General features: G+C 43.9%; 15 protein-coding genes. 7 read left to right on the forward strand and 8 right to left on the reverse strand.

Annotation, left to right across the window (positions count from 1 at the left end):
* Positions 1–20 precede the first annotated feature (20 nt).
* The 4 genes from F597_RS0108585 to F597_RS0108605 all read left to right on the forward strand — a co-directional run bounded on the left by F597_RS0108585 (position 21) and on the right by F597_RS0108605 (position 3,118).
* The gene (locus F597_RS0108585) at positions 21–791 is read left to right on the forward strand and encodes a HipA family kinase (protein WP_221406101.1); all 771 of its coding nucleotides are present in this window, start codon (positions 21–23) and stop codon (positions 789–791) included.
* Positions 778–1,161 carry a DUF3037 domain-containing protein gene (locus F597_RS0108590; RefSeq protein WP_019539324.1) on the forward strand — a complete coding sequence of 128 codons (384 nt, stop codon included), beginning with the start codon at positions 778–780 and terminating at the stop codon, positions 1,159–1,161. Before F597_RS0108585 ends, F597_RS0108590 begins: the two co-directional genes overlap by 14 nt.
* Positions 1,162–1,361: 200 nt before the next feature.
* Positions 1,362–2,645: an ATP-binding protein gene (locus F597_RS0108595; protein ID WP_019539325.1), complete on the forward strand. Its 1,284-nt coding sequence runs from the start codon at positions 1,362–1,364 to the stop codon at positions 2,643–2,645.
* Between the two features lie 5 nt (positions 2,646–2,650).
* On the forward strand, positions 2,651–3,118 hold the full coding sequence (locus tag F597_RS0108605) for a hypothetical protein (RefSeq protein ID WP_019539326.1): 468 nt from the start codon (positions 2,651–2,653) through the stop codon (positions 3,116–3,118).
* Here the strand turns inward: F597_RS0108605 and F597_RS20430 are convergent.
* The 3 genes from F597_RS20430 to F597_RS0108620 all read right to left on the reverse strand — a co-directional run bounded on the left by F597_RS20430 (position 3,097) and on the right by F597_RS0108620 (position 5,855).
* The gene (locus tag F597_RS20430; RefSeq protein ID WP_044060170.1) at positions 3,097–3,414 is read right to left on the reverse strand and encodes a DMT family protein; all 318 of its coding nucleotides are present in this window, start codon (positions 3,412–3,414) and stop codon (positions 3,097–3,099) included. The genes F597_RS0108605 and F597_RS20430 overlap by 22 nt on opposite strands.
* A gap of 240 nt (positions 3,415–3,654) precedes the next feature.
* Entirely contained in the window at positions 3,655–4,818 is a 1,164-nt protein-coding gene (locus tag F597_RS0108615) for a dipeptide epimerase (RefSeq protein ID WP_019539328.1), read from the reverse strand.
* A complete protein-coding gene (locus F597_RS0108620) occupies positions 4,815–5,855 on the reverse strand; it encodes a C40 family peptidase (RefSeq protein WP_169337970.1) in 1,041 nt (346 codons plus the stop codon). Before F597_RS0108620 ends, F597_RS0108615 begins: the two co-directional genes overlap by 4 nt.
* A 268-nt stretch (positions 5,856–6,123) precedes the next feature.
* Between F597_RS0108620 and F597_RS0108625 the strand changes: the two genes are divergently transcribed.
* Positions 6,124–6,888, forward strand: a complete 765-nt coding sequence (locus F597_RS0108625) for a protein-L-isoaspartate(D-aspartate) O-methyltransferase (protein WP_245542013.1) — start codon at positions 6,124–6,126, stop codon at positions 6,886–6,888.
* 81 nt (positions 6,889–6,969) lie between these two features.
* On the opposite strand, the gene F597_RS0108630 is transcribed toward F597_RS0108625, so the two are convergent.
* From F597_RS0108630 to spt, 5 genes are all read right to left on the reverse strand, one after another.
* Positions 6,970–8,244 carry an LVIVD repeat-containing protein gene (locus tag F597_RS0108630; RefSeq protein ID WP_019539331.1) on the reverse strand — a complete coding sequence of 425 codons (1,275 nt, stop codon included), beginning with the start codon at positions 8,242–8,244 and terminating at the stop codon, positions 6,970–6,972.
* 86 nt (positions 8,245–8,330) lie between these two features.
* Complete coding sequence (locus tag F597_RS21595) at positions 8,331–9,668, reverse strand: outer membrane beta-barrel protein (protein ID WP_019539333.1); 1,338 nt, start codon at positions 9,666–9,668, stop codon at positions 8,331–8,333.
* Positions 9,669–9,680: 12 nt separating this feature from the next.
* On the reverse strand, positions 9,681–10,217 hold the full coding sequence (locus F597_RS0108645; RefSeq protein ID WP_019539334.1) for an RNA polymerase sigma factor: 537 nt from the start codon (positions 10,215–10,217) through the stop codon (positions 9,681–9,683).
* A gap of 253 nt (positions 10,218–10,470) precedes the next feature.
* Positions 10,471–11,949 (reverse strand): IMP dehydrogenase, encoded by a 1,479-nt coding sequence (guaB, locus tag F597_RS0108650; protein ID WP_019539335.1) that lies wholly within the window; start codon positions 11,947–11,949, stop codon positions 10,471–10,473.
* A 189-nt stretch (positions 11,950–12,138) separates the two neighbouring features.
* The gene (gene spt, locus F597_RS0108655) at positions 12,139–13,332 is read right to left on the reverse strand and encodes a serine palmitoyltransferase (protein WP_026327289.1); all 1,194 of its coding nucleotides are present in this window, start codon (positions 13,330–13,332) and stop codon (positions 12,139–12,141) included.
* Positions 13,333–13,556: 224 nt separating this feature from the next.
* Here spt and F597_RS0108660 point away from each other — a divergent pair, with 224 nt between their 5' ends.
* Positions 13,557–14,078 (forward strand): ferritin, encoded by a 522-nt coding sequence (locus F597_RS0108660; protein ID WP_019539337.1) that lies wholly within the window; start codon positions 13,557–13,559, stop codon positions 14,076–14,078.
* Positions 14,079–14,201: 123 nt separating this feature from the next.
* On the forward strand, positions 14,202–15,332 hold the full coding sequence (locus tag F597_RS0108665; protein WP_019539338.1) for a helix-turn-helix domain-containing protein: 1,131 nt from the start codon (positions 14,202–14,204) through the stop codon (positions 15,330–15,332).
* Positions 15,333–15,436: the final 104 nt, after the last annotated feature.

Raw genomic sequence — 15,436 nt, forward strand, 5'->3', positions numbered from 1 at the left:
TGTGCGCGATGGGAAAAGATATATCATTACGCACTGTAAAGGTTGTCCGTTATATTCTGCCTTTGCGTGAAGGTGGATCACTACCGGCATTGGCAGAGGCGGACGACGGGTTCAAGTATGTACTGAAATTCCGCGGTGCGGGACACGGTACCAAAATGTTGGTCTCGGAACTGCTGGGTGGAAAAATAGCCTCTGCATTGGGCTTACAAATTCCTGAGCTGGTTTTCGCCACCCTCGATGATGATTTCGGCCGTAGCGAAGGTGATGAGGAGATCCAGGATCTGCTGAAAGGAAGCGAAGGGCTCAACCTCGGGCTACACTACCTCTCGGGGGCAATCGCTTACGACCCTTCCGTAAAGATTGATCCTTTCCTGGCTTCAAAAATTGTGTGGTTCGATGCTTTTACTACCAATATCGACCGCACTTTCAACAATACGAACCTGTTGTGGTGGCACCGCGAGTTGTGGGTGATCGACAACGGGGCATCGTTCTATTTCCACCACTCCTGGAACGATTTTGAAAGGCATGCCCTCAACCCGTTCCCTCATATAAAAGATCACGTATTGCTGTCCCAGGCGTCAATGCTCGATGAGGCAGACGATTTCGCACATGATATACTCTCGCATGACCTGTTGGGGGAAATCACTGCACTTATCCCCGATGAATGGCTGGTATGGAACCATACGCAGGAGACGCCTGATGAGATCCGAAATGTCTATCTCGACTTTTTAAAAACACGATTGCAACATTCCCGAAACTTTCTAAATACCGCCAAAGATGCAAGAGGATAAACTGTATCATTATGCCGTTATTCGACTGGTACCAAGGATAGAGCGGGAAGAATTCTTCAACGTCGGACTTATTCTTTTCTGCAAGCGGGAGAAATATATCCGGTTCGAGTACCATCTCTGCCCCGAAAAATTCAGACTGATGCATTCGGAGGCAGAATATGATGATGTGGTTGAAAACCTTGAGACACATAAACAGATTGCACAAGGTAATCCAAAGTGTGGCCCCATAGCACAACTGGATATCCCCGAACGTTTTCGCTGGTTAACGGCTGTACGCAGTTCCATCATCCAGTCATCACGCCCGCATCCCGGAAAAACCGGCGATCTGGATAAAACGTTCGAGCGATTGTTTGAGGAGTTGGTAAAGTAAGAGGCCGGGGCATCAAATTCCTGATATATTCCGGCCAAATTGAGGAATAAAAAACAGCCAGGCTGGTGAATGGAGGACAGCCAGGTTGGTGAATAAAAATCGGCCATATTGGGGAATAAGATATATAAAGTATTTGTAAACAGAGAAAAGAAGATTATATTTGTATCCGGTATTCAGTATGATCTAACACGAAAAGGAATATGGATACATCATTGACTTATATACCGAGAATAGCAGACAAAATGCTGCAGGAACAACTTGCAGCAGCGGGGGTGGTCCTGATTCAAGGTCCGAAATGGTGTGGAAAAACTACTACGGCAGAGCAGCAAGCAAAAAGTGTGTTATATTTGGATGAGCCAAGGACACGTCAGGCCAATTTGCTGCTGGCAGAGACAGACCCGGAGATTCTTTTTCAGGGAGATACACCCAGACTGATTGATGAATGGCAATTAGCCCCGAAACTATGGGATGCAGCACGATTTGAGGTGAGTCGCAGACGATTGCCGGGACAATTTATTTTTACAGGATCAAGCGTTCCGCCAGACATGTCGGAATTGACCCATTCCGGGACTGGCAGATTTGCTTGGCTGACAATGAGACCTATGAGTTTGTGGGAATCCGGGGAGTCAAATGGAAGTATCAGCCTGCATGCTTTGTTTCAAGGAAATATGACAGCGGCTATTGCACCTGACATATCCTTAAAGGAATTAGCTTACCTGATATGTCGTGGTGGTTGGCCGGGATCTCTCAGTTTAACCCCAAATGCTGCTTTACGACAGGCTATAAACTACGTGGAAGCAGTTGCCAACAGCGATATCTCCCGTGTAGACAATGTAAACAGAAGTCCTGAATTTACCAGAAGGTTGTTACGCTCTTACGCTCGCCATCAAGGACAGCAAGTATCCATCAGTACAATATATAAAGACCTGGAGAATAACAGGAATGGAAGTATGAGTGAAGATACCATTGCCTCATATATCATAGCTCTTAAGAAAATATTCGTCATTGAAGATATGCCTGCATGGAGTCCTAACCTCAGGTCTAAAACTGCCATACGCACCTCAGACACCCGTTATTTTGTAGATCCGTCAGTGGCCGCCGCCGCACTCGGACTTGGGTCCGAAGATTTAATCGCAGATCTGCATACCTTCGGTTTGCTTTTTGAAACCATGGCCATACGTGATCTTCGTGTATATGCCGCTGCACTTGACGGACAAGTATATCACTATCGGGACAAGAACGGGCTGGAGTGTGATGCTGTGCTGCATCTGCGCAATGGCAACTTTGGGCTGATAGAGGTAAAACTGGGTGGCGACAGTTTAATAGAGGCCGGGGCTAATACACTCAAGCAATTGGCTGATAAAATAGATACCGCTAAAATGAAGTCTCCTTCATTTTTGATGGTTCTTACAGGAGCGGGCCAATATGCTTACCGCAGGGAAGATGGTGTTTATGTGGTACCTATAGGTTGTTTGAAAGATTAATTGCAATGCAAAAATATATCACCGTTTCTCAAGCAATAAGAAAGGCACGTAACACAGTAGTGTATCCAGCGCTCATAGCTATGATGTTAATTATGGCAACAGCAGTCTTTATTTTAGCATCATTTGAGAACTCTTTACTATTGATTATTCTATCAATCATCTTAATGCTTTCTTCTTTTGTTGCTTTCGGGACTATAATGACCATTTTGGGAGATAAATGGAAGACATGGGCGTACAAATATGTAGATGATGTGAAAGAATTTGGAGAAAGGGCGCCAAACAATCGATTTTCAGTAAATATTTTCCCTTCCAGATGGCATCTTTCCATTAAGAAAGAAAGGCTAAAAGCCCTCAATATTGCCAGGGAAAGAATTCAAAATAATACGCTGAAGGTGATACTGGAGTATGATTATTCGATCCCCCGGAAATTGGCAATAAAAAGATCGATCCCTTACCCCTTAAAAATAAAATAGACTGCGAGTACCAGAAACACAAATCCAACAAGATGATTCCATTTCAATTGGGTCTCGAAGGCGAGGAAGGAGAAAACGACAAATACGACCAAGGTAATCACTTCCTGTGTCACTTTCAGTTGCAGAAGAGAGAAACTCCCCCCGTTCCCGTCAAATCCGATACGGTTTGCCGGCACCTGAAAACAGTATTCGAAAAAGGCGATCAACCAACTAAAAACAATCACCCCAAAAAGCGGCAGTTTACTGAACCATGTATTTTCCGCCAATTTTAAATGACCATACCATGCCTGACGCAGTCTTTATCAGGTTCAGGAGCGAATCGACCATCGGGGTATAAATGACGGTACCGGGTGTTGAGGAACAGTCGGCAAGATCATATGACAAATTGGCCGGGGATAAAACCGGGAATAGAAGAAAAAGTACAAACAAGGTTACGTGTGTGATAGATCGGCGCAGGATAAAACCATCTTTTGAGTTGCAAAAATAATACAACCCGACAGATTACGGAAGAAAAAGTCCTACTCAGTGAAAAAAGGCTATCCTTTCCTTGAAAAGCGGAGGTCTCCTGAGAGTTTTACCCCGATACCGGGCTGGTCAGAAGGTATGATTTTGCCGTTTTCGAGTTTTGCTCCATCAAAACAATCATTCCCGATCAGGAGCGCACCATCGAGGTCTGCAAAATCCATTCCCGAGTAGAGCTGTGATGCAGCCGATATGGCGCAGGAGGTTTCCGTCATACACCCTATCATTACTTTCATTCCCAGCGAATAGGCCAGTTTCCGCATCTTCCACGCTTCAAGCATGCCGGTACACTTCATCAACTTGATATTGATCCCGGAAAAGACGCCTTTCAGGCGCTCCACATCGGAGAGTCGCTGTATCGACTCATCGGCAAAAACAGGAAGGGGACTTTCTTCGGTGAGACGTGCAATATTGTCCAGATCCTGCTTCGGCATGGGTTGTTCTACCATCACTACCCCTCTCTCTTTCATCCAGAAAATCATATCGAGTGCCTGACGGCGGTCTTTCCATCCCTGATTGGCATCCACCGCCAACGGCAGATCGGTTTCAGAGCGGATGGCTTCGATCATCCTCTTATCGTCCGGACCACCCACCTTCACCTTCAGGATATTGAACCGACCAAGCGCTTCACGCGTCTTTTCACGTACCACTTCATCGGTATCGATACCAATGGTAAAAGTGGTATCCGGCACATCATATTTGTCCAATCCACGTATCTTATACCACGGCGCCCCTTCGATTTTCCCTACCAGATCATGCAAGGCGATGTCCACAGCTGCTTTCGCCGCAGTATTCCCTACAGCAATGCCATCGACATACGACATGATTTCTTCGATATGCCCATAGGGAGTAAAGGCAGAAAGATCCACTTTCTTCAGAAATTCGATCACCGAGGCCTGTGTTTCACCCAGATAAGGCGGTAATGACGCTTCGCCATACCCTTCCAGGCCGTCGTATTCTATTTTAGTCAATATTATGGGTGTAGTGGTACGTGAAAACCCGGAAATGGTAAAAGTATGATTCAACTGCAAGTCGTACGGAGTCCAGGATAGTTTCATTTTATCAGTGGAAATTTTAGATAGTTTTTTCACGGATGCAATCGCGGGAAATAATGGTGTCGCCAATGCCATCGTCGCCAACGCCGATGAACGTATAAATTGACGTCTGTTCTGTTTCATTGCTTATAAAATTCATTTTCAAAAATATCTTCAATCCCCGGTGTACCCACTTCACCAATAATCCGTTTGGTGCGCAGGTAACGGTTCGCGTTAAATTCATCATACAGCGTATCAGCAGGATCCAGGCTGTTGATATGGACATAATCGGAAGCATGGATAAACCGGTTATTACCAATATATATGCCGACATGTACTACACGCTCTTTCGGACTATCATCAGTCGCTTTCGATCCGAAAAACAACAAGTCTCCCGGCAAGGTATTATTGAAATCTCCGGAGGAGTCTATCAGCTTACCGCAATGAACCTGCTGGGAGGCATCCCGGGGTAGAATAATACCGTGCATAAAATAGACTGTCCTGGTAAATCCACTACAGTCCAGGCCCTTGGAAGAAGTCCCTCCCCAAAGGTAAGGCACTCCCATAAACCGGTATGCGGTATTCACAATACTTTCGCCGGTCAGGTCTATACTTTTCAACCAGTCAGTTGTTTCTATGGCATCCGATTTCCGGACATAAGCTTCACGCCCGTCAGGATATACTACATGATAAAATCCCTCTTTTTCACCTTTTACAACCAGCATATTGCCAACCACCAGGTCGGAAACAGGGAAAAAATCGCTATCCGGCCTTTGTAGTGAGTGAGCAAAAACGGATGTAACAATAACCTTCGGTTGCTGCAGATATTGCTGCAGTTCCGACAGTGTCATCGCCTTTACCGATCCGTTGATCCAACCGATATATTTATCCGGGGTCTGAATGCGGCACCATCCTCCACGCTTTTCCAATATCTTTACCGGCATGCCCAGCAGTCCCTGTGACACCAGCTCGGAACCATAGCGGGGTTCGGCACGAAGCGTCCCGACAGAATTATAAATTATGCCCCATATTGTATCACCCAGTTCCTTATCGGGTAAAAGACGGATACTGTCTTTCATATGATCTGACATACTACCGGCCTGCAGGATCAATTCCTCATAAGCAGGCATACTGGTCGTTTCACCTTTAAGAACAATTGTATCCTTTCTTTGTGTTGCCACAATGTTAAATACCTCTACACGACTATCAGGAGCGTATTTCTCCTTTAAGAGTTTAATCACAGAGTCCATATCACTATTCTGAGGCATAACAGATAACGTTGAAAAGAGCATAAAAAATAAAAAAACCGTTTTTTGCATTTTAATTACCGTTTCTAAAATTGTGCGAAATATACGACTTTTTATTGAACTGAAAATAATACAACGAAAAATTTAGATAAGACACAGAATATCATTATCTTTGCTTTTATCACATAAGAATTCGCATATTATGAGAAGAGGAAAGCAGCAACATCTCATTCCGGTATTCATTATCGTCCTTTGCTGTACAGGGATGATCACCTGTGCATCGAACAATACAAAAAAACAGCAAAAAAAATCAGATATCCATATGACAGATCTCTCCCGGCAGCACAACGAAGCCAAAAAACTTTCCAAAGAATTAAGAAAAAAAGGCATTTCTGATGAACGTGTCTTAGCGGCTATCAGTAACGTTCCGAGGCATTCCTTTATCGATGAACAACTCTCGGCATATGCTTATCAGGACCGTCCGTTACCGATCGAAAGCGGACAGACCATCTCTCAACCCTTTACGGTGGCCTATCAGACCGAACTACTGCAACTGCAAGCGGGCGAAAAAGTGTTGGAGATAGGTACCGGCAGCGGATATCAGGCGGCAATATTATGTGAAATGGAGGCGGAGGTTTACAGTATAGAGAGATATTACAATTTGTATCAGACCGCCAAAGAGATACTGAATAAACTGGGATATTATCCGAACCTCTTTTTTGGTGACGGCTTCGAAGGATTACCAGAGCATGCACCTTTCGACAAGATACTGATCACGGCTGCGCCTGAGAAGATTCCGGAAAAACTGTTGCAACAATTGCGCGTAGGAGGATGGATGGTCGTTCCACTGGGAGGAAGGGGCGGACAAAAGATGACCGTGATTCGCCGTGTAAGCGACACTGAATTCAAGGAATCGGAGCACGGGGATTTTATCTTTGTTCCCATGCAGGAAGGAACTGTAGAATAGAGATTTCCTTCCTTTCACCTATAAAAAAGCTGCCGCTGAATTTCTCCAACGGCAGCAGGAAATTGAGCAAACAGGGAAGTTTTATTTACCGATCGGTAAACGGCTCAATTGCCTTATACTCTGAACATCGGTATAATCGTACTGGTATATCCCGTCTTCGGCTATCATCATCAATACATTATTGAATGGAATCACATCAAGCCCGTTTATCTCTTTGAAATGCGCCAATATGTTATCCTTGTGCATAATGGTGCTCGGGTCTTCTGCATTGAATATTTTCAGGCCCTCGTCACAAACAAAAAGCGTTCCATTGTCTATTCCCAGGCCCTTAGGGTTTTCCATATTGTAGGTCACAATGTGTTTGGGTTGCTGTACGTTGCTCACATCCACAATAATCAATGAGTTGGCATTTTGTCCGCAGAAAGTCCCCGAACGGATAGTTACATAAGCGATATCGTTCTCCACCACTACCGGGTCGCAACCGAACACGTGGGTAATCATAGACTGGTATTCGGGTTTTAACGGATCTTCTACCGAATAAATGATCATACCCGTGGGAGTACCCATAAACAGACAATTTTTATAACTGAAGATAGTTTCCACATTAAATCCCACAGGTACATCCTCAGCCACTTTCTCAGGTGTCACTTCCGAGAGATCGAAAATACCAAGCTGGTTGTTTATCACCGTATAGAGATTATCCTGATAAATAGCAAACCGCGACATGGAACCGACTGCTCCTACACTACCTCCTCCATACGAAGCGGCATCGTTGTAGACCATATTTTCGGTCAACCCACCCCAACTCCACCAGCGGGGTTTATAAGTGCGGACAAGCTCTTTTCTTTCAACGGTCCTCCATCCGACAACAATTCCGTTATTCCGATCCATCACTTTTTCGTAATCAATACCGAATCCATTTTCGGTGGGAGGTAACGCCTGCGGGAACACCTCTTCCTTCCGTCCTTTGAATACCGGTTTGGCCGGATCGTTGATATCGAACCATACCAAATCGATATATGAATCGGCATACAGCACATTATTACGAACGTGCATATCTGCATTTCCCAATAATTCAATAAAAGCAACGTTCCGCGGATTCGACGGATCGCGATTATCGATGATATGAATTCCCTTTTCAGGTTGCGAAATATAGAGGTAATCGTTATAGAAAGCGATTTTCCCCTGTTTTTCAATAGGTTTAGGCTGCTCTACATCTACTGCACTTCTGAACTCGGAGGCCGACATAAAAACAGGTTCATTCACTGTGTAGGTTACGTATTCATCTACATAATCCCTACACCCCGGCAAAGCAAACAGACCGGTCATCAATAGCAAAAAACTCAGTTTTTTCATGATCAAACTATTTTTTAAATTAAAAATTAAAAATGAAGAATTAAAACTAAAAACCAGGAAATTCTTCACTCTTAACTATTCATTATTCACTTAAACCGTAATCTTATCCCCATATTCAAGCCGAATATCAACGGATTTTCCGTGCGGGCACTCATTGGTTGGTTATTTTTAAAATAATATACAATTCTCGGCTCGCCAAACAGACTCAGGTTACCCTGCAACCGATAGCTGAAACCGACTCCACCCTGGGCAGAGAACTGGAATCCTTTGATGCGGCTATACAGGTTGGTGTGGTATACAATGCCGCCATTGTGCTCAATCTCCTGTTTGTATACAGACCGTAGCCCCTTTTCGACGCTTCCACCACCCAACAGATACACATTCCACGCATCATTCTGCCACACGGTATATCTCAGGTTTACCGGTATGCCTATATAATGTTGTCGTAACGTGCCTCTATAGATGAAATCGTCGTTGCGTCTGTAACGTGAAAACAGGTAAGTGTATGACAATCCGGTTTCCAGACTCATATCCTTTGCAACTGGAAAATCAGCCGTCAGGCTGATGGAAACGGGAAGACGATGCACAACCTCAGTATAATCGCCGGGATTAAGCACATTATAATCAGCACCTGAACCCAATCCATTTCCATCATTAAACTCGCCGCCCGGAAAATGATGGTCGTATTGCGGATAATCCGCATCATAACTTCCTAGTGAGAAATCCAGAGGTGTACCTCCGCTACCCAATGCAGCGATCAGCGACCGAACTCCCTGTTGTTTCTGAACTGGAGAGGAAAGATCATTTTCCGCCAGGAATTCTTCCCTCAGAAGCTCTTCCACCGGAGGTTCTTGTTCCGGAAAACCTACCGTATCTATTTTCACAATCTCTCCCGGATATGGCATTCTTTCCGGTGCCGAAAATTCCTCCAATTTTACAGTTGCAGCCAACACCCCAGTTACATCGGGCTTTGTAGTTCTTTCGGGAATCATGACCTCTTCCGGCTTTGTAATTTCTGTTGATTTCTCCCTTTCTATCGGTTTTGAAGCTTCTGCCAACCCCGTAGTTTCTGTCGGCTTTTGTCTCAGATCCAACTCTTTATCTGTCCGGTTATCTGTTTCATCTGATATAACTTCCGGAACGACTGCCTCTTGTTGTATTTGTTTTTTTGGTTGTGAATGCTCTGTAAGCAACGGTTCGTCGACCAAAGGATTAAACAAAAACAACAACACCAATGCCATGGCTGCTATACCTGCAGCCGCCCATGACCAATAGATAAAAACAGGTTTTTTGGATGACGGGAATCTCTCCGTCAACGAGTCCCACACGCCTGAATCAACAGGCATCTGATGCTCGCGCAGCTTCACCCCGACCTTCCTCGAAAAGTCATCCGGCTTGTCTATGTATTTATCATCTGACTGCATCTTTGCTACCTGTTATTTGTGATCCATTAACTTTATGACTTTCTTTTGTAGCAATTGCCTTGCCCTGAAAAAGAACGACCGTGACGTACTTTCGGGTATATTCAGCAACGCGGCAATTTCCCGATGGCTAAAACCTTCCACTGCAAAGAGATTAAAAACCGTTCGATGGGTATCGGGAAGCTCGTCGATACAACGAATTAAATCGTCAGCTGTGATATCTGCCATATCGGGAACGCTTCCGGAACATTCTATCTCAACATCCGTTAACAGTTCCTTTTGCTTCAGGCGACTCTTCTTCCGCATATAATCAAGTGAAGTATTCACAAAAATTTTCCTTATCCATCCCCCGAAAGAACCTCTTCCCGAATATTGTCCTATCTCAATAAAAATCTTCAGAAACCCTTCCTGTAACACGTCTTTGGCATCTTCCACATCGGAGACATAGCGCCTGCATAGAGCCATCATGGACGGAGCGTACTGTTCGTACACCTCTTTTCTCGCCCACAATTTTCCCTGCCTGCAAGCAAGTATTAATCGCTGTTCCGACATAAAATTTCCCTGTTTATTATAATGACGTTCGTTGAAAGCAAAACGTTGCAGAGATACAACAAATTTTTGATTAATTTTTTTAATCTGAGTGTAATTCGAAAAGTATATGCGTTTAAGGAGAAGAAAAGGTTAACATGTTAATGCGATAATTAGATAATGTGATAATTAATAATCAGCAGATTTATCAATCTACTAATCAGTAAATCAATAAATCTGCTAATCAACGTATGCTAATAGCTAACATCCGGAGAGGTCACTCACTACCCTTACTGTAATTGGGCGCTTCACGCGTGATCATCACTCCATGGGGATGACTTTCAACATATCCGGCAGCAGAAATACGGGTAAATTTCGCCTCATGCAGTTTCTTAATATTCGCCGCTCCGCAATAACCCATACCGGAACGAAGTCCACCCACCATCTGATAGACCACCTCCTGCAGTGTTCCTTTGAACGGTACACGGGCTTCAATTCCTTCCGGAACAAGTTTCTTGATATCATCCTCCACATCCTGGAAATAACGGTCTTTCGAACCCTGCTGCATAGCAGAGAGTGATCCCATTCCACGATATGATTTGAATTTACGGCCATTAAAGATAATCGTCTCGCCCGGCGATTCTTCCGTACCGGCAAGCAATGAACCCATCATCACCGAAGAACCTCCTGCCGCCAACGCTTTTACAATATCTCCCGAATAGCGCAATCCTCCGTCAGCAATCACAGGGACACCTGTACCTTTCAGTGCGGTAGCCACTTCATAGATAGCCGACAACTGGGGTACCCCTACTCCGGCAATTACTCGAGTGGTACATATCGATCCTGGGCCTATTCCCACCTTTACAGCATCGGCACCGGCATCGACCAGAAATCTGGCAGCATCTCCGGTAGCAATATTACCCACCACCACATCGATTTCGGGGAAGGTCTTCTTTACCAGTCTAAGCATATCTGCCACCCCTTTAGAATGGCCATGTGCAGTATCGATCACGATCGCATCCACACCTGCCTCAATAAGGGCTGTCGCCCTTTCGATAGAGTCGTGCGTCACACCAATTCCTGCTGCCACACGTAGACGCCCCTGTTCATCTTTGCAGGCAAACGGCTTATCCTTTGCTTTTGTGATATCTTTATAGGTGATCAGACCGACCAACTTATTATTGGAGTCAACCACGGGTAATTTTTCGATTTTATATTGCTGAAGAATCTCCGCGGCATCCTCCAGGTTAGTCGTCTGGCGGGTAGTGACCAGATTCTCCTTTGTCATCACTTCACTGATCTGCTTCTCCATCGACTTCTCAAAACGGAGATCCCGGTTCGTGACGATACCTTCCAGTTTATTGTCTCTGTCCACTACAGGAATCCCGCCGATTTTGAACTCGGCCATCATGGCCAGTGCATCAGACACTTTCTTATCGGGAGTAATACTGATAGGGTTCAGGATCATTCCGTTTTCGGCACGTTTCACGGCACGTACCTGTTTGGCCTGCTCCGCAATGCTCATATTCTTATGGATCACACCGATCCCTCCTTCGCGGGCAATAGCGATAGCCATCGTGGTTTCGGTCACCGTATCCATAGCAGCCGACACCATAGGAATATTAAGCGATATATTTCTGGAAAACTGAGTAGAAAGATCTACATTCTTGGGGAGTACCTCCGAGTAAGCGGGGACTAACAGAAGGTCGTCAAAAGTCAACCCTTCCATGATGATTTTATCTGCAATAAATGACATAAGATTTTACCTTTATTTTTTTATTGCATACAAAAGTAGATATTTTTTTGCGAATTAATCCGATAGAGGATGTTAATTTTAATGACATATCTACTTAAGTCCGGGAAACAGTCAATACATGGCATGAACTTATACAGAAAAGAATCGTTCACCCCCGGTATAAATAAGATATTATCAGCAGAGTAATTACTACGGCAAGATACTCAGTTTTTTAAATATCTTGGTAATATGTTCAATAGAGTAATCGATCTGCTCTTTGGTATGTGTTGCCATCAACGAATAGCGAATCAGGGTATCGCCGGCAGAGACTGCCGGTGAAACTACCGGATTGACAAAGATACCTTCTTCAAACAGAAGCTTGGTAACAAGGAAAGTCTTGTCATTGTCACGCACATAAAGCGGCATAATGGGTGTTGCGGTCGGGCCCAGTTCAAAACCTCTCTCTTCAAATTGTTTGATGGCATAATGAGTCAGTTCCCATAATGTTTTCACCCGTTCGGGCTCCGCCTTCAATATATCCAGGGCGGCGGATGCGGCAGCAGTAGCTCCGGGAGTAATACTTGCACTAAATATGTTTGTACGGGCGTTGTGACGCAGGTAGTTGATAACAGGATAATCACCGGCAACAAATCCGCCTATTGATGCGAGTGATTTACTGAAGGTACCCATTACCAGATCCACATCATTCAGCAAACCGAAATGATCGCACACTCCCCGCCCGCTGTATTTCCGGCCGAGAACACCCAGACTGTGAGCCTCATCGACCATAATATTGGCATTGTATTTCTTCGCCAACTTCACAATCTCAGACAGATTAGCCAGGTCTCCCTCCATGCTGAAGACACCATCCACAACAATCAACTTCACCTTTCCCTGGTGACAACGTTTCAACTGTTTCTCCAAATGCGCCATATCGTTATGGCGGAATTTAAACTTTGTCGAATAGGAAGTGCGAAGTCCCTCTATAATGGAAGCATGGTCTCTTTCATCCCAGATAATAAAATCATCCCTTCCTGTCAGACATCCCAATACGCCTTCGTTAACGGTGAAACCGGTTGAAAAAACAATAGCCTCGTCCTTATTCATAAAGTTGGCTAATTTCCGTTCCAACTCCAGGTGAATATCGAGTGTACCATTCAGGAAGCGGGAGCCGGCCATTCCGGTACCATATTTTTTGGTTGCGGCAACGGCCGCCTCTTTCACTTTCGGATGATTGGTCAACCCCAGATAGGCATTTGAGCCGAACATCAACACTTTTTTTCCGTTGATGACGACCTCGGTATCCTGGTCACTCTCAATAGCCCGGAAATAGGGGTAGATACCCGCTGCCTTTGCACGCTGCGGAGCATCATATTTCATCATTTTTTCCCTTAAAAGATTCATCTGAAAAAAATTTAAAGAATAAGCCCCCACTTAAAAAAGTACCGGAAGCATCTTTTCAATCATGAACGCAATCAATTTGCAAAGATAGCAATTAATTTAATTTCTGAAGTAGGGTTAATTTTTGAAATATGAAGGATACCTTCTGAAACTATGCACTTTTAAACATTTTAATCTGAAAAACGTTTTAACATCAGCAGATATTAATATGATAAACAAGAAGAACTATGGTAAGTAAAGAATTAGAAGTTGCAATCAACAAACAGATTAATGCCGAACTCTGGTCGGCTTATCTCTATCTTTCCATGTCGGTACATTTTGCGCACAAAGGTCTCCCGGGTTTCGCCAACTGGTTCAAGGTACAATTCAAGGAAGAGCAGGATCATGCCCATAAGTTGATGAATTATCTTATATCCAAAGGAAACAGGGTGGAATTACAACCCATCGACAAGGTAGACACCTCGTGGAATTCGTTACTCCATGCATTCGAAGTTACCTTGGGACATGAGAGGGTTGTCACTTCACTTATCAATAATCTGGTATTCATGTCGAGGAAGGAGAATGATTTCGCTACCGAGAATATGCTGCAATGGTTCGTAAACGAACAGGTAGAAGAGGAAGAAACGGCCCAGGGTATGATTGATGGGTTAAGCTTGATCGGCGATAACGGTTTTGGTATCTATACAATGGACAAAGAGTTGGCCAAGAGGGCTTATACTCCACTCGATACTACTTCCGATACGGATTAGATTTAGTCCCAACTGATGCACCACTCTCATCTCATGATTTATCATCCATTTTATCATAAATTTAAAAAACAGCATCACCTATTCACAGAATTAAATATTTTTGTATGACAAATATCTCTGCATATGAATTTATTTGAACCTGTGGCATTCTACTATATATTATCATTTGCGACCTCTTCCGTCATCGTGGTATTAGCCGCAATGTTATCAGGCATACATATCCCATCAGATAAAAGGCTTAACAATTTTCGTTCTGCAAGAAATTTCCTGTCTCTTTCCTACTTTGTACTGGGCATATCCGGTTTCGTCAGTTTTTTCACGCAACAAGAGGCGGAAGATAAAATCCTGCGGGCTTCCTCTACCCTGATTATTGCGTCTTATCAGGCCCTGTTCTTCACCTATACCATATTGGCTTTAATACAACCGCTTTTTATCAAACGAAAAGTGATATTAGTGCAATTAGGTATTATTACTTTAGCAGGTATCCTTTTATTACTTGCTTTATCGTTACTTCCCCATTCAACATTCCTTATACTCCTGTATATTGCGGTGGCAGGTTATTTCCTTCAGATTTCCTGTTATGCCCATACATTCAGGTTAAAATACAAAGCATGTTTGGATTCGCTGGAGGAATACTACGAAGAAGACGAGCGTGCCCGTTTACACTGGGCCGGCGTTTGTTTTTATAGTGCTTTGGGGATCGGGATACTTGCCCTGGTATCCTTGTTTATGAATCTTTATTTTCATGCCTTATTTTCCATTATCTATACCATTTACTACATCTATATGGTGGGTAGGATGTATAATTACCAGATAGATTTTCAATTCGCAATTCCTGTTATAACCCGAAGTGAAGATATGGAAAAGCCTAAAGAGGCAGATAATGATGTGACATCCGCTCACCTGACGGAAAAAAGTGAACAGTTCAGGAGTATTTTAGCACAATGGGTGGCAGACAAGAAATTTACGGAGAAAGATATCAGCGTCGAAGAAATAGCCGAATCACTGGGTATAAACCATAATTTCCTGCAATATTATTTCAGGACCTATATGCAGACCGATTTTCGCACATGGCGCTCAGGGCTGCGTATCAGTGAAGCACAATCCATACTCAGAGACAATCCCGAAATATCACTCGAGAAAGTGCGCGAACTGGTCGGGTTTAATCACCGGGCGAACTTCCATCAACAATTTCAAAAGATTACAGGATTAACCCCTACAGAATACAGACAGCAAAAGTCAAAAGAATCATAACTCTCCCTTTTCGTCACTTATTTTGTTATTTTTCTGGGTGTATACTGAAAAATAACAAGGAATAAAAAAACATTTCCTGTAAAATAAATAAATTTGCCATAGAC

Origin of the sequence: Proteiniphilum acetatigenes DSM 18083, from assembly GCF_000380985.1 — a bacterium.
GTDB lineage: Bacteria > Bacteroidota > Bacteroidia > Bacteroidales > Dysgonomonadaceae > Proteiniphilum > Proteiniphilum acetatigenes.